This window comes from Mycobacterium neglectum, assembly GCF_002591975.1.
In the GTDB taxonomy this organism is placed as follows: domain Bacteria; phylum Actinomycetota; class Actinomycetes; order Mycobacteriales; family Mycobacteriaceae; genus Mycobacterium; species Mycobacterium neglectum.
In genome coordinates, this window is sequence record NZ_NVQE01000061.1 from 1 (window position 1) to 24,416 (window position 24,416).

Consider the following 24,416-nt stretch of genomic DNA (forward strand, 5'->3'; position numbering starts at 1 on the left):
AAGTTACGGCGGTCAATAGCGGCAGGGAAACGCCCGGACCCATCCCGAACCCGGAAGCTAAGCCTGCCAGCGCCGATGATACTACCCAACCCGGGTGGAAAAGTAGGACACCGCCGAACACAAATTAGGAATCACCCCCCACAATTGCGTGGGGGGTGATTCTATTTGTGACAATTGTTTCTCGAATTCTCAATTGTCGCGAGATCAGGTAGAAAGGCATACGTGGTCCAGGACGGAAACCGCGACAACCGCGGGCGCGACCCCCGTCGCTCGCCGCCGCGCTCGTCGGGTCCCAATCGGGCCCGCCGGGTTCAACCGAAGCACGGGGACGAGACATCGCGCGACGACGGCCCGCCCATTGCCGCCGACATCGAAGCCAAGCAGTTGGCGCCCGAAATTCGCGGCGAGCTCACGACTTTGGATAAAAGCACCGCCGACACGGTGGCACGTCACTTGGTGGCGGCCGGCCTGCTGCTCGACGAGGATCCCGAAACCGCACTGGCTCACGCACGCGCGGCACGGGCCCGCTCCGGACGTATCGCCGCGGTGCGCGAGGCCGTCGGAATCGCCGCGTACCACTGTGGCGACTGGACGCAGGCGCTGGCTGAACTGCGTGCGGCCCGCCGAATGGGCAGTAAGTCACCACTGCTTCCACTCATCGCCGACTGTGAGCGCGGCGTCGGACGTCCAGAACGAGCCATCGAGCTGGCACGCAGCCCCGAAGCCGCCCAGCTCACCGGGGATGAGGCCGACGAGCTGCGCATCGTCGCGGCGGGCGCTCGCTCCGACCTCGGTCAGCATGAGCAGGCCCTCGCGATTCTGTCCTCGCCGCAACTCGACAAGAAGCGAACGGGCCCGACCGCCGCCCGACTCTTCTACGTCTACGCCGAGACGTTGTTGACACTCGGGCGACGCGACGAGGCGCTGCAGTGGTTCATCAACGCCACTGCCGCCGATGTCGAGGGACTGACCGACGCCGAGGACCGCGTCACGGAGCTGAGCTGACGTGACTGCGCTTGTGCAGGAACATGATTGCCTGCTGCTCGACCTCGACGGCACCGTATTCCGTGGCCATGAAGCCACCGAAGGTGCGGTCGAAACACTCTCCACTGTCAGCTCTCGCGCGCTCTACGTCACCAATAACGCATCACGCAGCCCGGCCGAGGTGGCGCAGCACCTTCAGGAACTGGGCTTCACGGCCGAGCCGGACGACGTCGTCACCAGCGCCCAAAGCGCGGCTAACCTCCTGGCGGCCCAATTGCCTCCCGGCGCAGCGGTTCTCATCATCGGCACCGACGCGTTGGCCGCCGAGGTGCGGCAGGCCGGACTCACGCCGGTGCGGCAGGCCTCCGATGGGCCGGTTGGCGTCGTCCAGGGCCATTCCCCGCAGACCGGCTGGTCGGACCTTTCCGAAGCGGCGTTGGCCATCCGAAGCGGTGCGCTCTGGGTCGCGGCCAACGTCGACCTGACATTGCCGTCTGAGCGAGGTCTGCTACCCGGCAATGGGTCGATGGTCGCAGCGCTCCGTGCGGCGACCAACCGGGAACCCCAGGTCGCAGGCAAGCCCCACCCGACGCTGATGAACGATGCGTTGGCTCGCGGCACGTTCTCCACACCACTGGTCGTGGGGGACCGGCTGGATACCGATATCGCCGGAGCCAAGGCCGCCAGCTTGCCGAGTCTCATGGTGCTGACCGGTGTCAGCACCGCGGAGGACATGATCCGGGCGGCGGCATCGGAGCGGCCCGACTACCTCGGACCCGATCTGCGCTCGCTCTATGCCCGCGCCGACATCCTTGGCGTCGGGCCGCACCCCGCCTGGCGCATCGACATCGGCTCGTCCGAGGTGACCGTCCACGCGACGGGAAGGGAGCTCGGAGACCCGCTCTCGGCGGTCCGCGCCACGGCCAGCGCAGTCTGGAATGCCTGCCTCGACGGCCGCGCCTTCACGATCTCGGCGGGCGACGACACTGCGCGACAGGCCCTGGAGCCATGGTCCGTACTCACCCCTGCGGATCGGCTAGCGTGAACACTGACATGAGTACCGACCCGGATCAGATACGTGCCCAGATCGCGGAGCTGCTGGCAGATGTGCCCGACCCTGCGCAAGAGGGTGTCGAGATCGCCGACTCCGAGATCGACGGCATCGCCGCGCGGCTCGAGGAGGCGCACGACCTGCTGGTCCGAGCGCTCGAATCGGTCGAGAAGGGCTGAACACTCGTGGCGCGGCGGGCACGTGTTGACGCCGAGCTGGTGCGACGCGGGCTGGCCCGCTCGCGCCAGCAGGCAGCCGAGCTCATCGGCGCGGGGAAAGTCAGCATCGACGGCATGCCTGCCGCCAAACCCGCCACCGCGATCGCGGTGAGTGCCGCGCTCACCGTCGCGAACTCCGACGATCGCGGCTGGGTATCGCGCGGCGCCCACAAGCTGATCGGGGCGCTGGACACCTTCGAGATCAACGTCGACGGGCGGCGGTGTCTGGACGCTGGGGCCTCCACCGGCGGGTTCACGGAGGTCCTGCTCGATCGCAGCGCACGCGAGGTTGTCGCCGTCGATGTGGGCTACGGCCAGCTGGCGTGGTCGCTGCGCAACGATCCACGCGTCACCGTCCTGGAACGCACGAACGTGCGCGAACTCGCGCCCGACGTCATCGGCGGTCCGGTCGGCCTGGTGGTCGCCGACCTGTCGTTCATCTCGCTGTCCACAGTGCTGCCAGCACTGACGTCGTGTGCGGATGCCGACGCCGATATCGTTCCCATGGTGAAGCCGCAATTCGAGGTCGGCAAGGATCGCGTGGGCGCCGGCGGCGTCGTCGCCGAGCCACACTTGCGCGCCGACGCGGTGCTCACCGTCGCCCGCCGCGCCGCCGCACTGCAGTGGCACACGGTCGCCGTCACCGCCAGCCCGCTGCCCGGCCCGTCCGGCAACGTCGAGTACTTCCTGCGGCTGCGGTCGCGAACCGATCACCCATTAGAAGGCGAGTCGCTGGAACAGGCGGTGCTCAAGGCTGTCGCGGAGGGCCCGCAGTGAGCGTTCAACGCAACATCCTGCTGGTGGTGCACACCGGCCGCGACGACGCCACCGAGGTGGCACGCCGTGTGCATAAAGTACTCGGGAACAACGGGATTCGACTGCGGGTGCTGTCCGCCGAGTCCGTCGACCGCGGAACAGAGCACCTCTCGCCCGACGATGTGAGTGCCCTCGGAGCCGGAATCGAGATCGTCGACGCCCACGACGGGGTCGCCGAAGGCTGCGAGCTGGTTCTCGTCCTCGGCGGCGACGGAAGCTTTCTGCGTGGGGCCGAACTCGCCCGCAACGTCGAAATACCAGTCCTGGGCGTGAATCTGGGCCGTATCGGCTTCCTCGCCGAGGCCGAGGCCGAGAACATCGACTCCGTACTCGACCACATCATCAAGCGCGATTACCGCGTCGAGGAGCGGATGACGCTCGATATCGTCGTGCGCGCTGAAGGCGAGATCATCCACCGCGGTTGGGCGCTCAACGAGGCCAGCCTGGAGAAGGGTCCGCGCCTGGGCGTGCTCGGTGCCGTGCTCGAGGTGGATGGGCGGCCGGTCTCCGCGTTCGGGTGTGACGGCGTGCTCGTCGCGACACCCACCGGCTCGACGGCGTGGGCGTTTTCTGCGGGCGGCCCGATCCTTTGGCCCGATCTGGAGGCGATCCTGGTGGTCCCGAACAACGCCCACGCGCTGTTCGCGCGTCCGATGGTGACCAGTCCCGATGCCTCCATTGCGATCGAGGTCGAGGCGAGGGGTCACGACGCGCTGGTGTTCTGCGACGGTCGCCGCGAGATGGTGGTGCCTGCGGGCGGCCGGCTGGAAGTCACCAGGTGCGGCACACCGTTGAAATGGGTGCGACTGGACAGCGCGCCGTTCACCGACCGCCTGGTGCGCAAGTTCCGGTTGCCGGTCACGGGGTGGCGCGGGCAGTAGTGCTATCCGAAATCCGTATCGAGTCGCTTGGCGCGATCAGCACCGCGACCGCCGAGTTCGATCGCGGTCTCACCGTGCTCACCGGCGAGACCGGTACCGGTAAAACCATGGTGGTCACGGGTCTGCACCTGCTCGGCGGAGCGCGCGCCGACGCCACGCGGGTGCGCTCGGGTGCGGCACGCGCAGTCGTCGAAGGCCGGTTCACCACCAGCGAGCTGGGAGAGGACGTCACCGCCCAGATTGACGAGATCCTCGATTCTTCGGGAGCAGAGCGAGACGACGACGGTAGCGTCATCGCCGCGCGTTCCGTGGCCCGTGACGGCCCGTCGCGGGCCTTTCTCGGTGGCCGCAGCGTGCCCGCGAAGTCGCTCGGCACGTTCACCACCGAATTGCTCACCCTGCACGGCCAGAACGATCAGCTCCGGCTGATGCGTCCCGACGAGCAGCGTGGCGCGCTGGACCGGTTCGTCGATGTCGAGAAGCAGCTGAAGCGCTATCGCAAGCTGCGCGAGGACTGGCTGGCCGCGCGTCGCGACCTCGTCGACCGCACGCAGCGGGCGCGCGAGCTGGCGCAGGAGGCAGACCAACTCAAGTTCGCACTCAACGAGATCGACACCGTCGCACCGCAACCCGGTGAGGACGATGCGCTCGTCGGCGACATCCAGCGGATGTCGGAGCTGGACTCGGTACGGGAAGCGGCGCAAACTGCACGTGCCGCGCTGTCCGGCGACGACGACCCGTCACCCGAAACCGCGTCGGCAATCGGCGCTGTGGGGCAAGCGAAGTCGGCTATGGAGGCCACCGACGACTCCGCCCTGCGCGCGCTGGCCGCACAACTCGACGGCGCGTTCGCCGTGATCGGTGATGTGGCAAGCGAACTCGGTGACTACCTGACCGCACTGCCCAGCGATGCGAGCACACTGGAGTCGAAGCTGTTACGGCAGAGCGAGCTGCGCACGCTGACCCGCAAGTACGCCGCCAACATCGACGGTGTCCTGGAATGGGCGCAGCAGTCGCGGGACCGGCTGACACAGCTCGACGTATCCGAGGAGGCGCTCGCCGATCTCGAACGTCAGGTCGTCGCGCTGCACGACGAAGTCGTCGTCGCGGCCAATGACCTCACAAAGGCGCGGACCAAGGCGGCCAAGGGTCTGTCCAAGGCGGTGACCGCCGAGCTCTCGGGGCTGGCGATGGCCGATGCCGAGTTCACGGTCTCGGTGGCGCCGCTGGCTGCGCGCGTCGATGACACCGCTCCGCTGACGGTGTCTGCTGGCGTAACGGCGCACGCCGGTCAGTACGGAGTCGACGCGGTCGAGTTCGGCTTCGCGGCACACCGCGGCACCGACGTGCTGCCATTGAGCAAGAGTGCATCCGGCGGGGAGCTGTCGCGCGTGATGCTCGCGCTCGAGGTCGTGTTGGCCGCGTCGACCGAGGGAACGACGATGGTCTTCGACGAAGTCGACGCGGGAGTCGGCGGACGCGCGGCAGTGCAGATCGGCCGTCGACTAGCGCGGCTGGCCAGTACACACCAGGTCATCGTCGTCACGCATCTGCCCCAGGTGGCCGCCTACGCCGACGTCCACCTGGTTGTCGACAGCGGCGGCCGGGGCAAGGCCAGCGGGGTACGCCGGCTCGATGACGACGACCGCGTGGCCGAGCTGGCCCGGATGCTGGCCGGCCTCGGAGAGTCCGACAGCGGGCGAGCGCATGCCCGCGAGCTGCTGGAAGCCGCACAACAACAACGAGGGACGAGCGACTAGGGGTGTGATCCCGTCATTCCCCGAGGACGGTGTCGATCAAGTCAATGACGAAATCGGCGTCGAGGGCGTCAGCCGTCATCAGTCGTCGATAGAACACCGCACCCGACAGCGCCACGGAGGCGGCCTCGGCATCGACACGGGCAGGAAACTGCCCATCGTCGACGCCCGCGGCAATGGCGTCAGTCAGGCGCCGGCGCCGCTCCGCCGAGTAACGGTGAAAGAAATCGCGGACGCCCGAATCGTTTTCGGTCGCATGGATCAGCGCGGGGATACACGCGGCCACCGGCGAGTCGGTGAGCGCACGGACGAGATGGCTGAGAAGCAACTCGACCCGCTGCCGGGCCGTGCCCGAGACGAGTTCGCGGTTCGGGTCCGGTTGCACGTTGAGGGTCTCGAGCGCATCGGCGATCAGTGCGGCCCTATCGGGCCAGTGGCGGTACAGGGTGCTGCGACCGACACCCGCCCGCGCGGCAACCGACTCCATCCGAAAGCCGGCAAATCCGACGTCCGCGAACTCCTCGATGGCGGCGCGGCATATCACCCGACGGGAATGGCCAACGCGGGGATCGGACTGGGATCTTCGGGACACCTATGTATCATAATGGCTAGGAGGTGCACAGATGACCAACATAAGCGTTCGCTACATCGTCGACGATGTCGATGCTGCGGTGGACTTCTACACATCCCTTTTCCAGTTCGAGGTGGCGATGCAACCGGCGCCAGGCTTCGCGATGCTGCGCCGTGGTGAGTTGCGACTGCTGCTGAACTCGCCTGAGGGCGGTGGTGGCGCCGGCCAGACTCTCACCGACGGCAGTCGGCCAGAACCGGGTGGATGGAACCGATTTCAGCTCCAAGTCGACGATTTGGACGTGGCCGTAGCCAATGCGCGAAAGGCCGGCGTGGAATTACGGGGTGACGTGACCACCGGCCGGGGCGGACGCCAGGCACTGGTGCCGGACCCGGCGGGCAACCTCGTGGAACTGTTCGAGTCGTACACATAACCGTGTTGCAGTTGTGACAAGAGTCAACTTCTGAGGCTGATGTTACGGCGCGCCTCCGACGGATGACGCGTGCGGATCGACAGAATCGCCGCATGAAGATGTCAGCGCTGCTATCCCGTAATGCCAATTCTCGACCGGGCATCACCGGCACAGCGCGCGTCGACCGCGACATCGATCGGCTGCTGCGACGCATCAACCCGGGCGACATCGTCGTCCTCGATGCCCTCGATCTGGACCGGATCACCGCAGACGCACTCGTCGAGGCCGGTGTCACCGCGGTTGTGAACGCGTCGCCGTCGATCTCGGGTCGATACCCCAACTTGGGCCCCGAGGTGCTGGTCGCCAACGGCGTCACCCTGATCGACGACACCGGCGACGAGGTGTTCAAGAAGGTCAAGGACGGCGCGCGGGTGCGCCTGCACGAGGGCGGCGTCTACTCCGGCGACCGGCGGCTGATCCTCGGCGCCGAGCGGACCGATGACGAAATCCACGAGCTGATGCACGAGGCCAAGAGCGGGCTGGTGGCACATCTCGAGGCGTTCGCGGGCAACACCATCGAGTTCATCCGCAGTGAGAGCCCGCTGCTGATCGACGGCATCGGTATTCCCGACGTCGACGTCGACATGAACCGACGCCACGTCGTCATCGTGGCCGAGGAGCCGAGTTCGGCCGTCGACCTGAAGGCGCTCAAGCCGTTCATCAAGGAGTACCAACCGGTGCTGGTGGGTGTCGGCACCGGAGCCGACGTCCTGCGCAAGGCCGGCTACCGCCCCCAGCTCATCGTCGGAGACCCCGACCGGATCAGCGCCGACGCGCTGCGCTGCGGTGCGCAGGTCGTGCTGCCCGCCGACGCCGACGGACACGCGGCGGGTCTGGAGCGGATCCAGGACCTCGGTGTCGGGGCGATGACGTTCCCGGCCGCCGGGTCGGCCGCCGACCTTGCGTTGCTGCTCTGCGATCACCATGGCGCTTCGCTGATCGTGACCGCCGGCCACAGCGCGAGCATCGAGGAGTTCTTCGACCGGTCGCGCCAGCAGAGCAATCCGTCGACCTTCCTCACCCGGCTTAAGGTCGGGGAGAAGCTGGTTGACGCCAAGGCTGTCGCCACGCTGTATCGCAGCCGGGTCTCCGGTGGTGCCATCGCCCTGCTCGTGCTCGCCATGCTCATTGCGGTGATCGTCGCGCTGTGGGTGTCACGGGCAGATACCGCACTGGTGGATTGGGTCGTCGACTACTGGAACCGGTTCGCGCTCTGGGTTCAGGGCTGGGTCACTTAGGGGTTGCGATGATTTCCCTGCGCTCACATGCGATTTCGCTCGCGGCGGTGTTCCTTGCATTGGCCATCGGTGTCGCGCTGGGTTCCGGACTGCTGTCTGACACCGTGCTGTCCGGCCTCAAAGATGACAAGCACGAATTGCAGAAGCAGATCAACACGCTCACCGATGACAAGAACGCGATCAATGAAAAGCTGAGTGCTGCAGGGGAGTTTGATTCCCAGATGGCGCCCCGAATCTTGCGTGACTCGCTCGCCGGGAAGTCGGTGGTGCTGTTCCGGACGCCGGATGCAGCGGTTGACGACGTCGAAGCGTTGACACGCCTGGTCGCCGAGGCCGGCGGCACGGTCACCGGGACGGTAGGGCTCACACCCGAGTTCGTCAACGCCAATTCGGCCGAGAAGCTGCTGTCGGTGGTGAACTCGCCGATCGTGCCAGCGGGAAAGCAGCTGAGTACGACGTCGGTGGACCAGGGCTCGCAGGCAGGTGACCTGCTGGGCATCAGCCTGCTGATCAACCGGGACCCGAAGGTCTCGGTCGTCGACGACACCCAGCGCGACACCGTGCTGGCCACGCTGCGCGACACCGGTTTCATCACCTACGGCACCGAGCGCGTCGGCGCGGCGAACACCGCACTGATCGTGACCGGCGGTGCACTGCCCGACGACGCCGGAAACCAGGGGTCCACGGTCGCCAGGTTCGCGGCCGGCCTGGCACCGCACGGCTCCGGGACGGTGCTGGTCGGGCGCGACGGGTCGGCCTCCGGTACCGCTGCGGTGGCCGTGGCGAGGTCAGACGACTCGCTGACCACCGCGGTCAGCACCGTTGACGACGTCGACTCGGAGTCCGGCCGGCTCACCTCGGTGCTGGCACTCAGCGACCTGGCCGCCGGCGGCAAGCCCGGTCAGTACGGCATCGGTCAGGGAGCCGCGTCGGTAACCATCCCGCAATAATTCCCCTAGCAAGCTGTGGGCCCAGGGCACGGCGCGTCAGCGACGGCTTGTCGGCGTCGGTGTTAGGGTTGGGTTCCGTGGGTCGGCAGGCCCCAGCTATTCACAGCGAGCCCCTGCCGCGTCGTCACGGAGGTTGCTCTTGCCAGCGCTACGCAAGCACCCGCAGGCCCCCACCAAGCACATGTTTGTGACGGGTGGCGTGGTTTCCTCCCTCGGAAAGGGGCTCACCGCCTCCAGCCTCGGACAGTTGCTGACCGCGCGTGGCCTACAGGTGACGATGCAGAAGCTGGACCCCTACCTCAACGTCGACCCTGGCACCATGAACCCGTTCCAGCACGGCGAGGTGTTCGTCACCGAGGACGGCGCCGAGACCGACCTCGACGTTGGCCACTACGAGCGGTTTCTCGATCGGAATCTGTACGGGTCGGCGAATGTCACGACGGGACAAGTGTATTCGTCGGTGATCGCCAAGGAGCGTCGCGGCGAGTACCTCGGCGACACCGTGCAGGTCATCCCGCACATCACCGACGAGATCAAGCGGCGCATCCTGGAGATGGCCAAGCCGGATCCCAGCGGAAACCGTCCCGACGTGGTGATCACCGAGATCGGCGGCACCGTCGGCGACATCGAATCACTGCCCTTCTTGGAGGCCGCCCGTCAGGTGCGGCACGAGGTCGGCCGCGAGAACTGCTTCTTCCTGCACTGCTCACTGGTTCCGTTCATGGCGCCGTCCGGTGAGCTGAAGACCAAGCCGACGCAACACTCGGTGGCCGCCCTGCGCAGCATCGGCATCAGCCCGGACGCATTGATTCTGCGTTGTGACCGCGATGTGCCCGAACCGTTGAAGAACAAGATCGCGCTGATGTGCGACGTGGACATCGACGGGGTCATCTCCACACCGGACGCGCCGTCGATCTACGACATCCCCAAGGTCCTGCACCGTGAGGAGTTGGACGCTTACGTGGTGCGCCGGCTCAACCTGCCGTTCCGTGATGTGGATTGGACGCAGTGGAATGACCTGCTGCACCGCGTGCACGAGCCCCGCGAGACAGTGCGAATCGCGCTGGTGGGCAAGTACATCGACCTCTCCGATGCCTACCTGTCGGTGGCCGAGGCACTGCGTGCCGGTGGCTTCGCCCACCACGCCAAGGTCGAGATGAGGTGGGTGGCCTCCGACGACTGCGACACCGAAAGCGGTGCGACGGCCGCACTCGGCGACGTCCACGGCATCTTGATTCCCGGCGGGTTCGGCATCCGCGGCATCGAGGGCAAGATCGGTGCCATCCGGTACGCGCGCAAACGGGGTCTGCCGGTCCTGGGGCTGTGCCTCGGACTGCAGTGCATCGTCATCGAGGCGGCACGCTCGGTGGGCATCACCGAGGCGAACTCGGCGGAGTTCGATCCGAAGACTCCCGACCCTGTCATCTCGACGATGGCCGACCAGCGCGACGTCGTCGCCGGCGACGCCGACCTCGGCGGCACCATGCGCCTCGGCGCCTACCCGGCGGTGTTGGAGCCCAATTCCATTGTGGCGCAGGCATACGGGGCGCGAGAGGTGTCCGAGCGGCACCGTCACCGCTTCGAAGTCAACAATTCCTACCGCGACCGTATCGCCGAGAGCGGGCTTCGGTTCAGCGGGACGTCGCCCGACGGTCACCTCGTCGAGTTCGTCGAGTACGACCCCGCTGTTCACCCGTTCCTCGTCGGCACCCAGGCGCACCCTGAGCTGAAGAGCAGGCCCACCCGCCCGCATCCGCTGTTCGTCGCGTTCGTCGGCGCGGCGCTGAGCTACAAGGCCGAGGAGCGACTGCCCGGGATGGATATCCCGGAGCACGCGAACGGTTCCGAGCATGCCGAGGAGGTCGGCCAACCGCTGCGCGATGCCGAGCTGCAAAAAACGGAAGCCCGTGGCTGAGCACGATTTCGAGACGGTTGACTCCGAAACCATTTACGTTGGCAGTATTTTCGCATTGCGCCGCGATGATGTGCGCATGCCCGGCGGCAACCTCGCGAAGAGGGAGGTCCTCGAGCACTTCGGCGCGGTGGCCGTCTTGGCAATCGACGAAGAGGACAACGTCGCGCTGGTGTATCAGTACCGGCAGCCGTTCGGCAGGCGACTGTGGGAACTTCCGGCGGGGCTGCTGGACGTCGGCGGCGAACCGCCGCACCTGACCGCCGCCCGTGAACTTCAGGAAGAGGCAGGTCTGGCCGCCAAGGACTGGCGGGTGCTCGTCGACCTCGACACCGCGCCGGGGTACAGCGACGAGAGCGTGCGCGTCTACCGGGCGACGGTACTGTCCGAGGCCGGCAGGCCCGATGCTCACGACGAGGAAGCCGACCTACGCCTGGAGTGGTTCCCGCTGGTCGACGCCGTGCGGATGGTTTTCGACGGCGAGATCGTGAATTCGATTGCGGTGGCCGGAATTTTGGCAGCACACGCGATGCCGAACACGGACGCGTTGCGGCCCGTCGATGCGCCGTGGACGGACCGGCCGACATCCTTCCGGGACAAGAAGGATCACTGATGACGATGTTCCGGTCGGCCCTCGACGACCAGATCCAGGGCTACCTCGACCACCTGACCATCGAGCGTGGCGTTGCGGCCAACACCTTGAGCTCCTACCGGCGGGACCTGCGGCGCTATTCCGAGCACCTCGCGCTGCGTGGCATCGACGACCTGGCGAAGGTGACCGAGTCCGACGTCAGCGACTTCCTGGTCGCCCTGCGTCGCGGTGATCCTGACGCGGGCACCGTCGCACTTTCGGCGGTATCGGCCGCGCGTGCCCTGATCGCGGTCCGTGGGCTGCACCGCTTCGCCGAGGCGGAGGGGCTCACCGCGCTCAACGTCGCGTCCGCGGTCAAACCGCCGACACCGAGCCGGCGGCTACCCAAGAGCCTGACCCTCGATGAGGTGCTGGCCCTGCTGGACGGGGCCGGCGGTGACAGCGAGGCGGACGGGCCGCTCACACTGCGCAACCGGGCGCTGCTCGAACTGCTCTACTCGACCGGGGCACGCATCTCGGAGGCCGTCGGCCTCGACGTCGACGACATCGACACCCGGGCGCGGTCGGTCCTGTTGCGAGGCAAGGGCGGCAAACAGCGGCTGGTGCCCGTCGGCCGGCCGGCGGTCACCGCGTTGGACGCCTACTTCGTGCGCGGACGCCCCGAGCTGGCGCGCCGCGGGCGCGGCACCCCGGCGATCTTCCTCAACGCCAGGGGCGGACGGCTCTCGCGCCAGAGCGCGTGGCAGGTGCTTCAGGATGCGGCCGAACGGGCGGGCATCACATCCGCGGTGTCGCCGCACGTGCTGCGCCACTCGTTCGCCACACATCTGCTCGACGGCGGCGCCGACGTCCGCGTCGTGCAGGAATTGCTCGGCCACGCGTCGGTCACCACGACGCAGATCTACACGATGGTGACCGTGACGGCGCTGCGCGAGGTGTGGGCCGGAGCCCATCCGCGGGCGCAGTGAAGCTGAGTCAGTCGCCCAGGTACTCCGACTCGAGCACCAGGTCGGGCGCCATCGTCTGATACTCGCCGTGCGTCTTGTGCTCAGAGGTCGCGAAGAGCTTGCCCTCCTGCTCGCGCATGTACTCACGGTATTTGGGGGAGCCGGGGATCAGCATGTTGTCGGCGACCACGATCGATCCCCGGTGCAGCCAGCCGCGGTCGAGAATGCTCAACAGATCGGGCAGATAGGCCGTCTTGTCGTGGTCGATGAACAGCAGGTCCAGCACTCCGGCTGCGAAGCCGTGCTCGTTGGCGAGTGCATCGAGTGTCTTCCCGCCGTCGCCGATCGTGCCGACCACACACGTTACCCGGTCAGAGATTCCGGCGTGCTCCCAGATGCGTTGTGCTATCTCGGCATTGGCGGCAGACAGCTCCACGGAAACCACTTTCGCCGCGGGTGCCGCGCGAGCGATCCGCAGCGAGCCGTAGCCGCAGTAGGTGCCCAACTCCAGCGCCACGGCGGCGTTGGAGCGACGGACCGCGGCATCGAGGAATTCGCCCTTTTCGTCGCCGATGTTGATCAGGAACGACTTCTCGTAGGCGAACTCGTCGATCTTGGCGATGACGTCGTCGATGTCGCCTCGACGGGCGGAGGCCACCACATAGTCGGCGGCCGCGGCCTCCCGGCCGTCGCCGATCTGACCGGTTTTGGTGATGTTGCGGGATCCGATCGCCAGCCGCCAGAACGACCAACGCAGGAACGGGATGCGGCGCTTCAGGCTCACCTACGCCAGCCTAGGCGGGATCACGCCGAAAAAGTTGCCCGCGGGTCTGGCAGACCACGCAGTCACCTCCCGTTAAACTTGCCCGGATGTCCGCCATGCCTGCGCGTTGCCTGACCAGCGATGGTCCCGCGTGAGTGACGACGGCGAAAGCGCCGACCTCGGCCTGACCGGCCGCCAGCCACGAAAGATCCCCACGCCCGAACCCAAGGCATCGCATGGTCCGGCCAAGGTCATCGCGATGTGCAATCAGAAGGGCGGGGTGGGTAAGACCACGTCGACCATCAACCTCGGCGCCAGCCTGGCCGAGTACGGCCGCCGCGTGCTGCTGGTCGACCTCGATCCGCAGGGTGCGCTGTCGGCGGGCCTCGGGGTGCCGCACTACGAACTCGAGCACACGGTGCACAACCTGCTGGTCGAACCCCGCGCGTCGATCGATGAGGTGCTGATCAGCACCCGCGTCAAGAACCTGGATCTGGTGCCCAGCAATATCGACTTGTCGGCCGCGGAGATCCAGCTGGTCAACGAGGTGGGCCGCGAGCAGTCCCTGGCCCGCGCGATCTATCCGGTCTTGGACCGCTACGACTATGTCCTGATCGACTGCCAGCCGTCGCTTGGGCTGCTCACGGTGAACGGGCTGGCCTGCAGCGACGTGGTGATCATCCCGACGGAGTGCGAGTTCTTCTCGCTGCGTGGCCTGGCGCTGCTGACCGACACCGTCGAAAAGGTGCACGACCGGCTGAACCCGAAGCTCTCCATCGGCGGCATCCTCATCACCCGCTATGACCCGCGCACCGTGAACTCCCGCGAAGTGATGGCCCGAGTTCTCGAGCGGTTCGGCGACCTCGTTTTCGACACCGTCATCACGCGGACGGTGCGCTTCCCCGAGACCAGCGTCGCCGGCGAACCGATCACCTCGTGGGCGCCGAAATCTGTTGGTGCCGAGGCATATCGGTCACTAGCGCGCGAGGTCATCGACCGGTTCGGCGCGTGACCGAGGCAGTGACAGAGGCTGGAGCAGACGACACTGCGACATCGGATTCACACCAGTCGCTGAACGCGGGCTTCCAGGTCCGGCTCAGCAATTTCGAGGGCCCGTTCGACCTGCTGCTGCAGCTGATCTTCGCGCATCGGCTCGACGTGACCGAGGTGGCGCTACACCAGGTGACCGACGACTTCATCGCCTACACCAAGGAGATCGGCCGCCAACTCGAACTCGAAGAGACGACCACCTTCCTGGTGATCGCGGCCACGCTGCTCGATCTCAAGGCGGCCCGGCTGCTGCCCGCCGGTGAGGTGCACGACGAAGAGGATCTCGCGCTGCTCGAGGTGCGCGACCTGCTGTTCGCCCGACTGCTCCAATACCGGGCATTCAAGCACGTCGCGGATCTTTTCGCCGAACTCGAGGCGGCGGCGTTGCGCAGCTATCCGCGGGCGGTGGCGCTCGACGAGCGCTACCAGGAGCTGCTGCCCGAGGTCATGATCGGTGTCGACGCCGAGGCGTTCGCCCAGATCGCGGCGGCGGCGTTCACCCCGCGTCCGGTGCCGACCATCGGGCTCGAGCACCTGCACGAGGTGGCGGTATCGGTACCCGAGCAGGTCAGTAACCTGATGGCGCTGCTCGAAAGTCGCGGGATCGGCCAATGGGCGTCGTTCCGCGACCTGGTGGCCGACTGCCAGGCACCGATCGAGATCGTCGGCCGGTTCCTGGCGCTGCTCGAGCTGTACCGGGCCAGGGCAGTAGCATTCGAACAACCAGAAGCGCTTGGTGTACTCCAGATTTCGTGGACCGGTGAACGGCCCAACCATCAACACCTTGCGGTGGAAGAAGACCACTATGACTGACGACACCGAAACGGACGTCTGGACCGACGTCCCAGCCGAGACGCCACCGGAGTTGGAGGACTCCGAACTCGGGGCGGTGCTGGAGGCGCTGCTGTTGGTGGTGGATACACCGGTCACGGTCGACCAGCTCGCCGCCGCGACCGAGCAGCCCGCATACCGGGTGGGCACCAAGCTGGCGCTGATGGCCGAGGAGTTCAAGGCCCGCGACAGTGGTATCGATCTGCGCGAAGCCGGCGGCGGCTGGCGGATGTACACCAGGGCGCGGTACGCGCCCTACGTGGAGCGCCTGCTGCTCGACGGGGCACGCTCGAAGCTGACGCGTGCGGCGCTCGAGACGTTGGCCGTGGTGGCCTACCGCCAGCCCGTCACGCGCGCACGGGTCAGCGCCGTGCGCGGGGTCAACGTCGACGCGGTCATCCGGACGCTGCTGGCACGCGGACTGGTGACCGAGGCGGGCGTCGACCCGGACTCGGGTGCGGTGACGTTCGCGACCACCGAACTGTTCCTCGAACGCCTGGGCCTCACGTCGTTGGCCGACCTTCCCGACATCGCCCCGCTGCTGCCCGACGTCGATGTTATCGACGATCTGAGCGAAACTCTCAGCGAGGAGCCACGTTTCATGAAGCTCAGCGGTGCACCGGCCGTCGAGACGCCGATGTCCTTAAACGTGGATCAAGACGCAGATGTCTGATCCTGAGGGCGTGCGCCTGCAGAAGGTGTTGTCGCAGGCCGGAATTGCGTCACGCCGGGTTGCCGAGAAAATGATTCTCGATGGCCGCGTGGAGGTCGACGACCGGATCGTGACCGAGCTGGGCACCCGCGTGGACCCCGATGTGTCCGTGATTCGAGTCGACGGCGCCCGGGTGACCGTCGATGACACGCGGGTGTATCTGGCGATCAACAAACCCAAGGGGATGCACTCCACGATGTCCGACGATCAGGGTCGTCCGTGCGTGGGGGATCTGGTCGAGCACCGGGTACGCGGGAACAAGAAACTGTTTCACGTCGGACGTCTGGATGCCGACACCGAAGGACTGCTGCTGTTGACCAACGACGGTGAGCTGGCCCACCGCCTGATGCATCCGTCATACGAGGTGCCCAAGACCTACCTGGCGACGGTGCTCGGCTCCGTGCCCCGTGGGCTGGGCCGCAAGTTGCGCGACGGGATCGAGCTGGACGACGGCCCTGCGCATCTCGACGACTTCGCCGTGGTGGACACCGTGCCGGGCAAGACGCTGGTGCGGGTGACGCTGCACGAGGGCCGCAAGCGGATCGTGCGTCGGATGCTGGCCGCCGTCGGGTTTCCGGTGAAGGAGCTGGTGCGCACTGATATCGGCCCGGTGCCGTTGGGCGATCAGCGACCGGGCAGCATCCGGGTGCTGAGCCAGAAGGAGATCGGATCGTTGTACAAGGCGGTGGGCATGTGAGTGCGTCGCTGATGATCGCCGTCGACGGCCCTGCCGGGACGGGAAAGTCTTCGGTGTCAAGGGGTTTGGCACGATCGCTGAATGCGCGCTACCTGGATACCGGCGCGATGTACCGCATCATCACCCTGGCGGTGGTACGGGCGGGCGTCGACCTCGCCGACACGCCTGCGATCGAGGTGGCTGCGGCGGATGTCCCGCTGTCAGTGGGCTACGACCCCGACGAGGACAAGGCTTACCTTGACGCAGAGGATGTTTCGCGTGAGATCCGCGGCGGCGCTGTGACCAAGGCGGTGTCTGCGGTGTCCGCGGTGCCTGCGGTGCGGGCGCGGCTGGTCGGGCTTCAGCGTGAGCTCGCGGCCGGACCGGGCAGCGTCGTTGTCGAGGGCCGCGACATCGGCACAGTTGTGCTGCCGGATGCGGATCTGAAGATCTTCCTGACGGCGTCGGCCGAAGTCCGGGCGCGACGACGTCACGACCAGAATGTCGCCGCAGGCCTAGGCGACGACTACGAGTCGGTGCTGGCCGATGTGAAGCGGCGCGATCATCTGGATTCCACCCGCGAGGTGTCGCCGTTGCGCGCCGCCGACGATGCTGTGGTGGTGGACACCAGCGACATGACCGAGTCCGACGTGATCGCGCACCTGACCGATCTTGCCCAGCAGCGCGCCGGTGTGACGAGATGAGCACGTCGGATTCGGACGGCACGTGGTCCGACGAGGGCGATTGGGAGATCGGGGCAGAGGACGTCGCGGAGGCGATCGAGGAGGCCTCAGCGCCGCCACCGGTGGTGGCAGTGGTCGGGCGGCCCAACGTCGGTAAGTCGACGCTGGTCAACCGGATTCTGGGCCGCCGCGAGGCGGTGGTGCAGGACGTTCCGGGTGTGACGCGGGATCGGGTGTCCTACGACGCGAACTGGCTGGGACGACGCTTCGTCGTGCAGGACACCGGGGGGTGGGAGCCCGACGCCAAGGGGTTGCAACTGCTGGTTGCCGAGCAGGCGTCGGTCGCGATGCGCACGGCCGACGCGATCATCTTCGTGGTCGATGCGGTGGTGGGCGCGACGGCGGCCGACGAGGCGGCGGCGAAGCTGCTGCAGCGGTCCGGCAAACCGGTGTTCTTGGCGGCGAACAAGGTTGACTCGGAGCGGGGTGAAGCCGACGCGGCCGCCTTGTGGTCGCTGGGGCTGGGGGAACCGCATCCGGTCAGCGCGATACACGGCCGCGGAGTGGCCGACCTGCTCGACGAGTTGATCGATGTCCTGCCGACGGTGTCGGAGATGGCATCGGGCGGGGGAGGGCCGCGCCGCGTCGCGCTGGTGGGCAAGCCGAATGTCGGCAAGAGCTCGCTGTTGAACCGCCTTGCCGCAGAAGAACGTTCGGTGGTTCATGACGTCGCGGGCACGACTGTGGATCCGGTCGACTCGCTGATCGAAATGGACGGCAAGGTCTGGCGATTCGTCGACACGGCTGGCCTGCGGCGCAAGGTCGGGCAGGCCAGCGGGCACGAGTTCTACGCTTCGGTGCGCACGCACGGTGCGATCGATTCCGCGGAGGTGGCGATCGTATTGATCGACGCGTCGCAGCCGCTGACCGAGCAGGACCAGCGCGTGCTGGCGATGGTGATCGAGGCCGGCCGGGCGCTGGTGCTGGCGTTCAACAAGTGGGACCTGGTCGATGAGGATCGCCACTACCTGCTGGAAAAGGAGATCGACCGCGAGCTCGCGCAGCTGCAGTGGGCGCCGCGGGTCAACATCTCGGCCAAGACGGGCAGGGCGGTGCAGAAGCTGGTGCCCGCTTTGGAGACGGCGCTGGAATCCTGGGACACCAGGGTGCCGACGGGTCGGCTGAACACGTTCTTCAAGGAGATCGTCGCCGCCACCCCGCCTCCGGTGCGCGGCGGCAAGCAGCCGCGGATTCTGTTCGCGACCCAGGCGACCGCACGTCCGCCGACGTTTGTGCTGTTCACGACCGGATTCCTGGAGGCCGGCTACCGGCGCTTCCTGGAGCGGCGGCTGCGTGAGACGTTCGGATTCGAGGGCAGCCCGGTCCGGATCAACGTCCGGATGCGCGAGAAGCGCGGGTCACGCTCTCGATAGGTGCGAATCGGGCGCGCTGACACACCCCGAGCGGTCGGTTTCCGCGCCGAATTCCTTCAAAATCACGGTGATCGCAACCCTGCTCGGCACGTAGCTCCCGTGGGTAGCCTTTCTCCCGTGATTGGAGTCGACCGACGCTGTTGTCCGCGTCCCTGATACGCGTCCGACAACAGACCTGGTCGCCGGCAGGCGCCTCACTCGAAAGCAGCCCAAATCATGCGTTCTCTGCTGATCTTCACGCTCGTCGGCGTCGGTGCCCAGCTCGTCGACGGCGCGCTCGGCATGGCCTTCGGTGTCACCGCCTCAACACTTCTGGTGCTCAGCGGTGTCGCGTCGGCGCAAGCCAGCGCGGCGGTCCATCTCGCCGAGGTGGGCACCACCTTCGCCTCCGGGCTGTCGCACTGGAAGTTCAAGAACATCGACTGGGTGATCGTCGCGAAGCTGGGTGCGCCTGGTGCCGTCGGCGCGTTCCTCGGTGCGACGGTCCTGTCCTCGTTGTCGACGGAGGACGCGGCGCCGTTGATGGCCGCGATCCTGATGGCCATCGGTGTCTATGTGCTGCTGCGCTTTTCGTTGCGCACCCCGCCTGCCATCACCGGTGGCGGCAGCAAGCTCAGCGCCAAGTTCCTCACACCGCTCGGGCTTTTCGGTGGGTTCATCGACGCGTCTGGCGGCGGCGGGTGGGGTCCGGTGACCACCAGCACACTGCTCTCGCAGGGCAAGACGGCGCCGAGGACGGTCATCGGATCGGTGAGCGCATCGGAATTCCTCGTCGCGGTGTCCGCGTCGCTGGGATTCCTGATCGGGTTGCGCGAAGAGTTCCTCGACAACCTGCCGATCGTGCTCGGCTTGGCGCTGGGCGGAGTGCTCGCCGCACCGTTCGCGGCGTGGCTGGTGAGCCGGGTCAGTCCCGCGCTGCTCGGCACGGCCGTCGGCGGCGTGATCGTGCTGACGAACTCGCAGAAGCTGGTGAAGTACTTCGGCGTCACGTCACCGTGGTCGACGTTGATCTACACCGGCATCGTGGTGGCGTGGGCGACGTTCGTCTACCTCGCGTGGAAGCTGTCGAAGGCACCCGCCTTCGTGCCTGCCGAACTCGAGGCCGAGGTCACCGAAGCAGAGGCTCCCGCCGACGAGGCGCGCTGATCAAGCGCTGAATTACGGGCACTAGGCTCGCTCGAATGCCCGTCCTCGACATGATGCTGATCGCCCTGGCGGGCGTCGGGGCAGGCGCGATCAACGCGGTCGTCGGGTCGGGAACCCTCATCACTTTCCCCACCCTGGTCGCGCTGGGTTATCCACCGGTCACGTCGACGATGTCCAACGCCGTCGGCCTGGTGGCGGGAAGCTTGTCGGGAACGTGGGGCTACCGCCGCGAGCTGCGCGGCCAGTGGGGTCGGCTGAAGTGGCAGCTTCCGGCGTCGTTCGTCGGCGCGGGGCTGGGCGCGTGGCTGCTCCTGCATCTGCCGGAGACGGTATTCCACCGGGTCGTGCCGGTGCTGCTGATCATCGCCCTGATGCTGGTGGTGGTCGGACCGCGGATTCAGGAATGGGCCCGTCGGCGGTCGGAGGCGGCCGGGGAGTCGGCTCAGCATGTGTCGCCTGGGCAGGTGGTCCTGCTCCAGGTGTCGCGTCGGAGGATGGTGCTGCTCGTCGTCGCGACGTTCGCGGTCGGCATCTACGGCGGATACTTCACCGCCGCACAGGGAATCATGCTGATCGCCGTGATGGGCGCGTTGATCTCCGAGGATATGCAGCGGATGAACGCTGCCAAGAATCTGTTGTCGCTGGTGGTGAATGTCGTTGCGGCAGTGGCGTACACCGTTGTCGCGTTCGATCGGATCAGCTGGGCGGCCGCCGGGCTGATCGCGCTGGGGTCGCTGATCGGCGGGTTCCTCGGCGCGCACTACGGCCGACGGTTGTCGCCGTATGCCCTGCGTGCGGTGATCGTCGTGGTCGGCCTGATCGGGTTGTGGCGGCTGCTGACCGTTTAGAAGTGAGTCCGAGTCGTCTCCTGTTCGAGGACGGCGTCGAGATCCTTGAGCCGTTCCATCGACGATACGGATCGCCGAGTGCGGTTGTTCCTGGCAAGCAGATCTTGATTGCGGTTCACGAAAGCCCAGTAGCCGGCGGTGAACGGGCAGGCGTCGTCGCCGAGTCGCTTCTTCGGGTCGTACGCGCAGTCGCCGCAGTGGTCGCTCATCTTGTTGATGTAGGCACCGCCGGACGCATAGGGCTTGGTGGCGAGCTTGCCGCCGTCGGCGTGCTGGCTCATGCCGATGACGTTGGTCGGCATCACCCAGCGGAAGCCGTCGACGTAGGCCGTCGCGAACCACTCGGTCAGCTGGCTGGGCGAATATCCGCGCTGCAGAGCATGGTTGCCCAGCACCATCAGCCGCTGAATGTGATGTGTCCAGCCTCGGTCGCGCACACCGCCGAGGGCCTGTCGCAGGCATTCGGCGGTGATGTGGTCAGCGTCCAGCGTCGTCCACCAGTCGGGGAGCGGCGAATGTGCCGAAAGCTCATTATTATGGGTGTAGGTGGGGCCGAATCGCCAGTACAGGTGCCACATGTATTCGCGCCAGCCGAGAATCTGCCGGATGAATCCTTCAACCGCCGCGAGGGGAGCTTTGTTGTCCCGATACGCGTCCTCGGCGGCGTACACGGCGTCAAGTGGGTGCAGCACACCAAGATTGAGCGGCACGGATAGCAGTGAGTGTGACATCGCCCAGTCGTGACCCATGATGGCGTCTTCGTACCTGCCGAATGTGGGAAGGCGGTAATCGATGAATCTCGTAAGCGCGCGTTTGGCTTCTGCGGGTGTGACAGCGAACAGTCGCGGGCCGTCGACGCCGACGGTGTTCAGATTCATCCGGTCGAGGTCGAAGCGGACCTGCTCGTCGATGTCGTCCTCGCGGGGTTGGTAGGGCTTGGGAGCGCCGAGGGTGTCTTGTTTCTTCGGTGGTGGTTCGCGGTTCTCCTCGTCGAAGTTCCAGCGACGCCCGATCGGGTCGGGCCCGTCCATCAGGACGTCGAAGCGGCGACGCTGGTCGCGGTAGAAGTCCTCCATTCGGAAGCGCGTGCGGGCGCCTGCCCATTCGGCGAACTCGCTGCGGGGCAGAGCGAACGTCGGCGTGGGCAGAACATCGGCGACCAGCTTCTCCTCCTGCAGGCGATGGACGAACTTTTCCGCTGCGAAGGACGTCGGTTCGTGCACCAGAACGGGACGTCCGTACCGTTGCAGCGCGTCGGTGTAGCTGTCGGCCTTCAGCAGGGTCGCGCGGTCACCGAGATCACGCTCGGCATGGCGCAGTGCCGACAGCACCAGATGCAGCTTCTGGCGGTGATAAGGCCGTCGACGCAACGCCGAGGTGGCCTCGACGAGCAGGATCTCGCGGTGGGAGTGCTCGCCGCCGTAGACCGCTGGTCCGAGCTGATCGGCGAACAGCCACAGCGGAGTGTCATCGCGGGTGGTCACGACCGCCGGATACCCCGCGGCGGTTGGGTTCGCACGTAAGCGCTGAGGTAGGCTTTCGATCTGCTGCCGGCGATCCCGGCAGCACCACGGGCTGTGGCGCAGCTTGGTAGCGCACTTGACTGGGGGTCAAGTGGTCGCAGGTTCAAATCCTGTCAGCCCGACAATGAAAAGAAACTCGCCGGCGGCAGCCGAGCGGGTTTCCTTTTGTCGGGGGACATGATGCTGGGAGCCGAAGCGCCCGGCGAGGGTACGAGGCGGTCGCGCCGGCGGCTCCTGTCAGCCCGACAAAATCGAAACTCGCCGGCGGCAGCCGTGCGGGTTTTTGTTTGCGTCGCTGGCGGAGGTTTGAAAGCGGCACCTGTACCGGGACCAGTTAACGGCTCCACCGTTAATTAATTGTTTGGTGAGGGTTTGTACTGCGGACATTACGGATACCTAACGGCCATGGACGGCGCCGGGCTACTTGGCGGACGCTACGAACTTCGCGACGTGCTGGGTTTCGGTGCGACGGCCGAAGTGTGCGACGGCTGGGACACTCGCTTGAGTCGCCCCGTGGCCATCAAACTCCTTCGTCGGGGTCTGAGCTCGCAAGCCGACGTCCGGCAGCGGTTCGAAATCGAGGCGCGCGCGGCGGCGGCTCTCAACCACCCCAACATTGTCCGGGTGTATGACATCGGCAACCACGACGAGACTCCGTTCATCGTGATGGAGCGACTGCCGGGCGACACCCTCGGCGACCAGATAGCGCTCGGACCGCTCCCTCAGGCGCAGGTTTGTGCGGCGCTGCGCAGCGTGCTCGCGGCTCTTGCCGTCGCGCACGATGCGGGAATGCTGCATCGTGACGTCAAGCCCGGAAATCTGCTGATCGCGCCATCGGGCACCGTCAAAGTTGCCGATTTCGGGATTGTGAAGACCGCTGCGTCCGTCCACACGACGACTGGTCATGTCGTCGGCACGCTGGCTTACATGAGTCCAGACAGGGTTAGCGGCAAGCCCGCGTCCGTTGATGACGATCTCTACGCCGTCGGTGTCGTTGGGTATGAGGCGCTGACGGGTCAAAAGCCGTTCTCGCAAGAGGACATAATGCCGCTGGCCCATGCGATCGTCGAGGGCCGTCCACCGCCATTGATGGAATTGCGTCCAGACATCGATCCGGTACTTGCCGACGTGATCGAACGTGCGATGTCCGCGGATCCGCTCCGGCGATTCGGTAGTGCCGATGCTATGCGAAGGGCGTTGGACGCAGAAACGATTGTGCCCGTCAGTCCCGTTCCGGCACTTGCACATGGGCGAGAGCCAAGGGGATTGAGGGTTCGACGCAAGAGCTCACCAGCGGTGAACGCGGCATCGGGGGCCTCGGTCAAGCGCTCACCGGAGCAGGTGCTCAAAGTTGCCGGGTCCGGGGTCCTTCTAGGAGCGATGGCACTGGCGGTGCTTGCCTTTTCGTCGAATCCGTCGTCGACGACACCCACGACGGCGCCTGAAAGCTTCAGCGTCAGCACCCCGGTGCCTTCCACGATTGTGGTGACAGAAGTTCTTCGGCCGACGGCGCCGACTGTTCCTCCCGCGCCTGCGCCCGTTGTGGTGCTTGTGGAATCGGAACAGCCCTCGCCGACAAGGACGGTTGAGCAGGCAACGCCAACAGAAATACGTCGCACCGGTAGCAGCTCCGGCGGTGGCGGTTCCGGCAACAGCAGCAACGGGAATGGTTACCCCAATGTCGGCCGCGGCGACGAAAGCGGCAACATCAACGGCGCCAGGGGCGCTGGCGATCGAAAGACCGGCAACGGAAACAGCGGGAACGGGAACGGAAGCAACGGCAACAAGAACGGAAATTCTGGGAACGGTAAGCCGAAATAGTCAGGCTTTCAGGGTATTTCCAGCGTTGTCGGGCTCATCGGATGCGCTCGCTCTCCACCACTGGTGCAGATGGCCACGAGGCGAGACGTTCGGCCTAGTGCGTGAGTCGCTGGTCAGTCGGCCGCATAAGGTGCGCCAAATCCGTCAAGTCAACGGACTTTGAGACCGTTGCAAGACAGCCGAAATCTCGGCGCGGAACAGTAACGCGATCTCACCCGCGCCGGCATCCCGAGTGAGCGCTTCATCGCCGCTTGGGTTGAAGCCCCGCTCGCGGTCGCCCACCGATACGGCCTCAGCTGACCGAAGTACTGGCAGGCCGGCGAACGGGTACCGCGGCGCCTTGCGACGCGGATAATGGTAAGCGTAAACTTACCGTTCGTGGTCACTTACCAAGCTGTCGATGCGTGGGCGGCTCTAGGAGGGCGCTGAACAAGGCGGTTCTGAGACTGGCCGGCGGGACGGGCCAGGGCGCGAGAATTGGCGTGCTGTCGCTTGCGAGGGCGGGATCGTGGTGGGGATGGGCTCTCCGGGCCCGTGACTG

24 protein-coding genes, 1 tRNA gene and 1 rRNA gene are annotated in these 24,416 nt (G+C 66.4%); 23 read left to right on the plus strand and 3 right to left on the minus strand.

The window, feature by feature from the left end; translation table 11 throughout:
* Nucleotides 1-4 precede the first annotated feature (4 nt).
* The 7 genes from rrf to recN all read left to right on the plus strand — a co-directional run bounded on the left by rrf (nucleotide 5) and on the right by recN (nucleotide 5,710).
* Nucleotides 5-119, plus strand: a 5S ribosomal RNA gene (gene rrf, locus CSQ99_RS28240).
* Between the two features lie 103 nt (nucleotides 120-222).
* On the plus strand, nucleotides 223-1,005 hold the full coding sequence (locus tag CSQ99_RS28245) for a tetratricopeptide repeat protein (RefSeq protein WP_099042305.1): 783 nt from the start codon (nucleotides 223-225) through the stop codon (nucleotides 1,003-1,005).
* Between the two features lies 1 nt (nucleotide 1,006).
* Nucleotides 1,007-2,029, plus strand: a complete 1,023-nt coding sequence (locus CSQ99_RS28250; protein WP_099042306.1) for an HAD-IIA family hydrolase — start codon at nucleotides 1,007-1,009, stop codon at nucleotides 2,027-2,029.
* 8 nt (nucleotides 2,030-2,037) lie between these two features.
* On the plus strand, nucleotides 2,038-2,214 hold the full coding sequence (locus CSQ99_RS31095; protein WP_099042326.1) for a hypothetical protein: 177 nt from the start codon (nucleotides 2,038-2,040) through the stop codon (nucleotides 2,212-2,214).
* A gap of 6 nt (nucleotides 2,215-2,220) precedes the next feature.
* Nucleotides 2,221-3,030, plus strand: a complete 810-nt coding sequence (locus CSQ99_RS28260; protein ID WP_099042307.1) for a TlyA family RNA methyltransferase — start codon at nucleotides 2,221-2,223, stop codon at nucleotides 3,028-3,030.
* Nucleotides 3,027-3,950, plus strand: coding sequence for an NAD kinase (locus CSQ99_RS28265; RefSeq protein WP_099042308.1), 924 nt, complete (start codon nucleotides 3,027-3,029; stop codon nucleotides 3,948-3,950). The genes CSQ99_RS28260 and CSQ99_RS28265 overlap by 4 nt, the downstream gene beginning before the upstream one ends.
* On the plus strand, nucleotides 3,950-5,710 hold the full coding sequence (recN, locus tag CSQ99_RS28270; protein WP_099042309.1) for a DNA repair protein RecN: 1,761 nt from the start codon (nucleotides 3,950-3,952) through the stop codon (nucleotides 5,708-5,710). The genes CSQ99_RS28265 and recN overlap by 1 nt, the downstream gene beginning before the upstream one ends.
* A 13-nt stretch (nucleotides 5,711-5,723) precedes the next feature.
* Here the strand turns inward: recN and CSQ99_RS28275 are convergent, their stop codons facing one another.
* Nucleotides 5,724-6,299, minus strand: coding sequence for a TetR/AcrR family transcriptional regulator (locus CSQ99_RS28275; RefSeq protein WP_099042310.1), 576 nt, complete (start codon nucleotides 6,297-6,299; stop codon nucleotides 5,724-5,726).
* A gap of 31 nt (nucleotides 6,300-6,330) precedes the next feature.
* On the opposite strand from CSQ99_RS28275, the gene CSQ99_RS28280 reads away from it, so the two are divergent.
* The 6 genes from CSQ99_RS28280 (at nucleotide 6,331) to xerD (ending at nucleotide 12,410) form a co-directional block, all read left to right on the plus strand.
* Nucleotides 6,331-6,711 carry a VOC family protein gene (locus CSQ99_RS28280; RefSeq protein WP_099042311.1) on the plus strand — a complete coding sequence of 127 codons (381 nt, stop codon included), beginning with the start codon at nucleotides 6,331-6,333 and terminating at the stop codon, nucleotides 6,709-6,711.
* A gap of 92 nt (nucleotides 6,712-6,803) precedes the next feature.
* Nucleotides 6,804-7,988, plus strand: a complete 1,185-nt coding sequence (gene steA / locus CSQ99_RS28285; RefSeq protein WP_099042312.1) for a putative cytokinetic ring protein SteA — start codon at nucleotides 6,804-6,806, stop codon at nucleotides 7,986-7,988.
* Between the two features lie 8 nt (nucleotides 7,989-7,996).
* On the plus strand, nucleotides 7,997-8,938 hold the full coding sequence (locus tag CSQ99_RS28290; RefSeq protein WP_099042313.1) for a copper transporter: 942 nt from the start codon (nucleotides 7,997-7,999) through the stop codon (nucleotides 8,936-8,938).
* 181 nt (nucleotides 8,939-9,119) lie between these two features.
* Entirely contained in the window at nucleotides 9,120-10,853 is a 1,734-nt protein-coding gene (locus CSQ99_RS28295) for a CTP synthase (RefSeq protein ID WP_176561262.1), read from the plus strand.
* Nucleotides 10,846-11,463, plus strand: coding sequence for an NUDIX domain-containing protein (locus CSQ99_RS28300; protein WP_099042315.1), 618 nt, complete (start codon nucleotides 10,846-10,848; stop codon nucleotides 11,461-11,463). Before CSQ99_RS28295 ends, CSQ99_RS28300 begins: the two co-directional genes overlap by 8 nt.
* Entirely contained in the window at nucleotides 11,463-12,410 is a 948-nt protein-coding gene (gene xerD / locus CSQ99_RS28305) for a site-specific tyrosine recombinase XerD (protein ID WP_099042316.1), read from the plus strand. The genes CSQ99_RS28300 and xerD overlap by 1 nt, the downstream gene beginning before the upstream one ends.
* 7 nt (nucleotides 12,411-12,417) lie before the next feature.
* Here xerD and CSQ99_RS28310 read toward each other — a convergent pair whose 3' ends face one another.
* On the minus strand, nucleotides 12,418-13,173 hold the full coding sequence (locus CSQ99_RS28310; RefSeq protein WP_099042317.1) for an O-methyltransferase: 756 nt from the start codon (nucleotides 13,171-13,173) through the stop codon (nucleotides 12,418-12,420).
* Between the two features lie 130 nt (nucleotides 13,174-13,303).
* Here CSQ99_RS28310 and CSQ99_RS28315 point away from each other — a divergent pair, with 130 nt between their 5' ends.
* The 8 genes from CSQ99_RS28315 (at nucleotide 13,304) to CSQ99_RS28350 (ending at nucleotide 20,531) form a co-directional block, all read left to right on the plus strand.
* A complete protein-coding gene (locus CSQ99_RS28315) occupies nucleotides 13,304-14,164 on the plus strand; it encodes a ParA family protein (protein WP_099042318.1) in 861 nt (286 codons plus the stop codon).
* An 8-nt stretch (nucleotides 14,165-14,172) separates the two neighbouring features.
* Entirely contained in the window at nucleotides 14,173-15,015 is an 843-nt protein-coding gene (locus CSQ99_RS28320; RefSeq protein ID WP_176561264.1) for a segregation/condensation protein A, read from the plus strand.
* Nucleotides 15,008-15,706 (plus strand): SMC-Scp complex subunit ScpB, encoded by a 699-nt coding sequence (gene scpB / locus CSQ99_RS28325; RefSeq protein WP_099042319.1) that lies wholly within the window; start codon nucleotides 15,008-15,010, stop codon nucleotides 15,704-15,706. The genes CSQ99_RS28320 and scpB overlap by 8 nt, the downstream gene beginning before the upstream one ends.
* Nucleotides 15,699-16,442 (plus strand): pseudouridine synthase, encoded by a 744-nt coding sequence (locus CSQ99_RS28330; protein ID WP_099042320.1) that lies wholly within the window; start codon nucleotides 15,699-15,701, stop codon nucleotides 16,440-16,442. Before scpB ends, CSQ99_RS28330 begins: the two co-directional genes overlap by 8 nt.
* Nucleotides 16,439-17,125 (plus strand): (d)CMP kinase, encoded by a 687-nt coding sequence (gene cmk, locus CSQ99_RS28335; protein WP_176561260.1) that lies wholly within the window; start codon nucleotides 16,439-16,441, stop codon nucleotides 17,123-17,125. Before CSQ99_RS28330 ends, cmk begins: the two co-directional genes overlap by 4 nt.
* Nucleotides 17,122-18,537, plus strand: a complete 1,416-nt coding sequence (der, locus tag CSQ99_RS28340; RefSeq protein ID WP_099042321.1) for a ribosome biogenesis GTPase Der — start codon at nucleotides 17,122-17,124, stop codon at nucleotides 18,535-18,537. The genes cmk and der overlap by 4 nt, the downstream gene beginning before the upstream one ends.
* A 216-nt stretch (nucleotides 18,538-18,753) precedes the next feature.
* Nucleotides 18,754-19,683: a sulfite exporter TauE/SafE family protein gene (locus CSQ99_RS28345; RefSeq protein WP_099042322.1), complete on the plus strand. Its 930-nt coding sequence runs from the start codon at nucleotides 18,754-18,756 to the stop codon at nucleotides 19,681-19,683.
* A 35-nt stretch (nucleotides 19,684-19,718) separates the two neighbouring features.
* Entirely contained in the window at nucleotides 19,719-20,531 is an 813-nt protein-coding gene (locus tag CSQ99_RS28350; protein WP_099042323.1) for a sulfite exporter TauE/SafE family protein, read from the plus strand.
* On the opposite strand, the gene CSQ99_RS28355 is transcribed toward CSQ99_RS28350, so the two are convergent.
* On the minus strand, nucleotides 20,528-22,015 hold the full coding sequence (locus tag CSQ99_RS28355; protein WP_176561261.1) for a cryptochrome/photolyase family protein: 1,488 nt from the start codon (nucleotides 22,013-22,015) through the stop codon (nucleotides 20,528-20,530). The genes CSQ99_RS28350 and CSQ99_RS28355 overlap by 4 nt on opposite strands.
* An 87-nt stretch (nucleotides 22,016-22,102) precedes the next feature.
* Between CSQ99_RS28355 and CSQ99_RS28360 the strand changes: the two genes are divergently transcribed.
* A tRNA-Pro gene (locus CSQ99_RS28360) sits at nucleotides 22,103-22,176 on the plus strand.
* Nucleotides 22,177-22,459: 283 nt separating this feature from the next.
* Nucleotides 22,460-23,875 carry a serine/threonine-protein kinase gene (locus CSQ99_RS28365; protein WP_099042325.1) on the plus strand — a complete coding sequence of 472 codons (1,416 nt, stop codon included), beginning with the start codon at nucleotides 22,460-22,462 and terminating at the stop codon, nucleotides 23,873-23,875.
* Nucleotides 23,876-24,416: the final 541 nt, after the last annotated feature.

Coding starts and splice junctions, on each gene's coding strand:
- CSQ99_RS31095 (WP_099042326.1), top strand. CDS start 2,038: ATGAGTACCGACCCGGATCAGATACGTGCCCAGATCGCGGAGCTGCTG.
- CSQ99_RS28280 (WP_099042311.1), top strand. CDS start 6,331: ATGACCAACATAAGCGTTCGCTACATCGTCGACGATGTCGATGCTGCG.
- steA (WP_099042312.1), top strand. CDS start 6,804: ATGAAGATGTCAGCGCTGCTATCCCGTAATGCCAATTCTCGACCGGGC.
- CSQ99_RS28290 (WP_099042313.1), top strand. CDS start 7,997: ATGATTTCCCTGCGCTCACATGCGATTTCGCTCGCGGCGGTGTTCCTT.
- CSQ99_RS28295 (WP_176561262.1), top strand. CDS start 9,120: ATGTTTGTGACGGGTGGCGTGGTTTCCTCCCTCGGAAAGGGGCTCACC.
- xerD (WP_099042316.1), top strand. CDS start 11,463: ATGACGATGTTCCGGTCGGCCCTCGACGACCAGATCCAGGGCTACCTC.
- scpB (WP_099042319.1), top strand. CDS start 15,008: ATGACTGACGACACCGAAACGGACGTCTGGACCGACGTCCCAGCCGAG.
- CSQ99_RS28330 (WP_099042320.1), top strand. CDS start 15,699: ATGTCTGATCCTGAGGGCGTGCGCCTGCAGAAGGTGTTGTCGCAGGCC.
- der (WP_099042321.1), top strand. CDS start 17,122: ATGAGCACGTCGGATTCGGACGGCACGTGGTCCGACGAGGGCGATTGG.
- CSQ99_RS28345 (WP_099042322.1), top strand. CDS start 18,754: ATGCGTTCTCTGCTGATCTTCACGCTCGTCGGCGTCGGTGCCCAGCTC.
- CSQ99_RS28350 (WP_099042323.1), top strand. CDS start 19,719: ATGCCCGTCCTCGACATGATGCTGATCGCCCTGGCGGGCGTCGGGGCA.
- CSQ99_RS28365 (WP_099042325.1), top strand. CDS start 22,460: ATGGACGGCGCCGGGCTACTTGGCGGACGCTACGAACTTCGCGACGTG.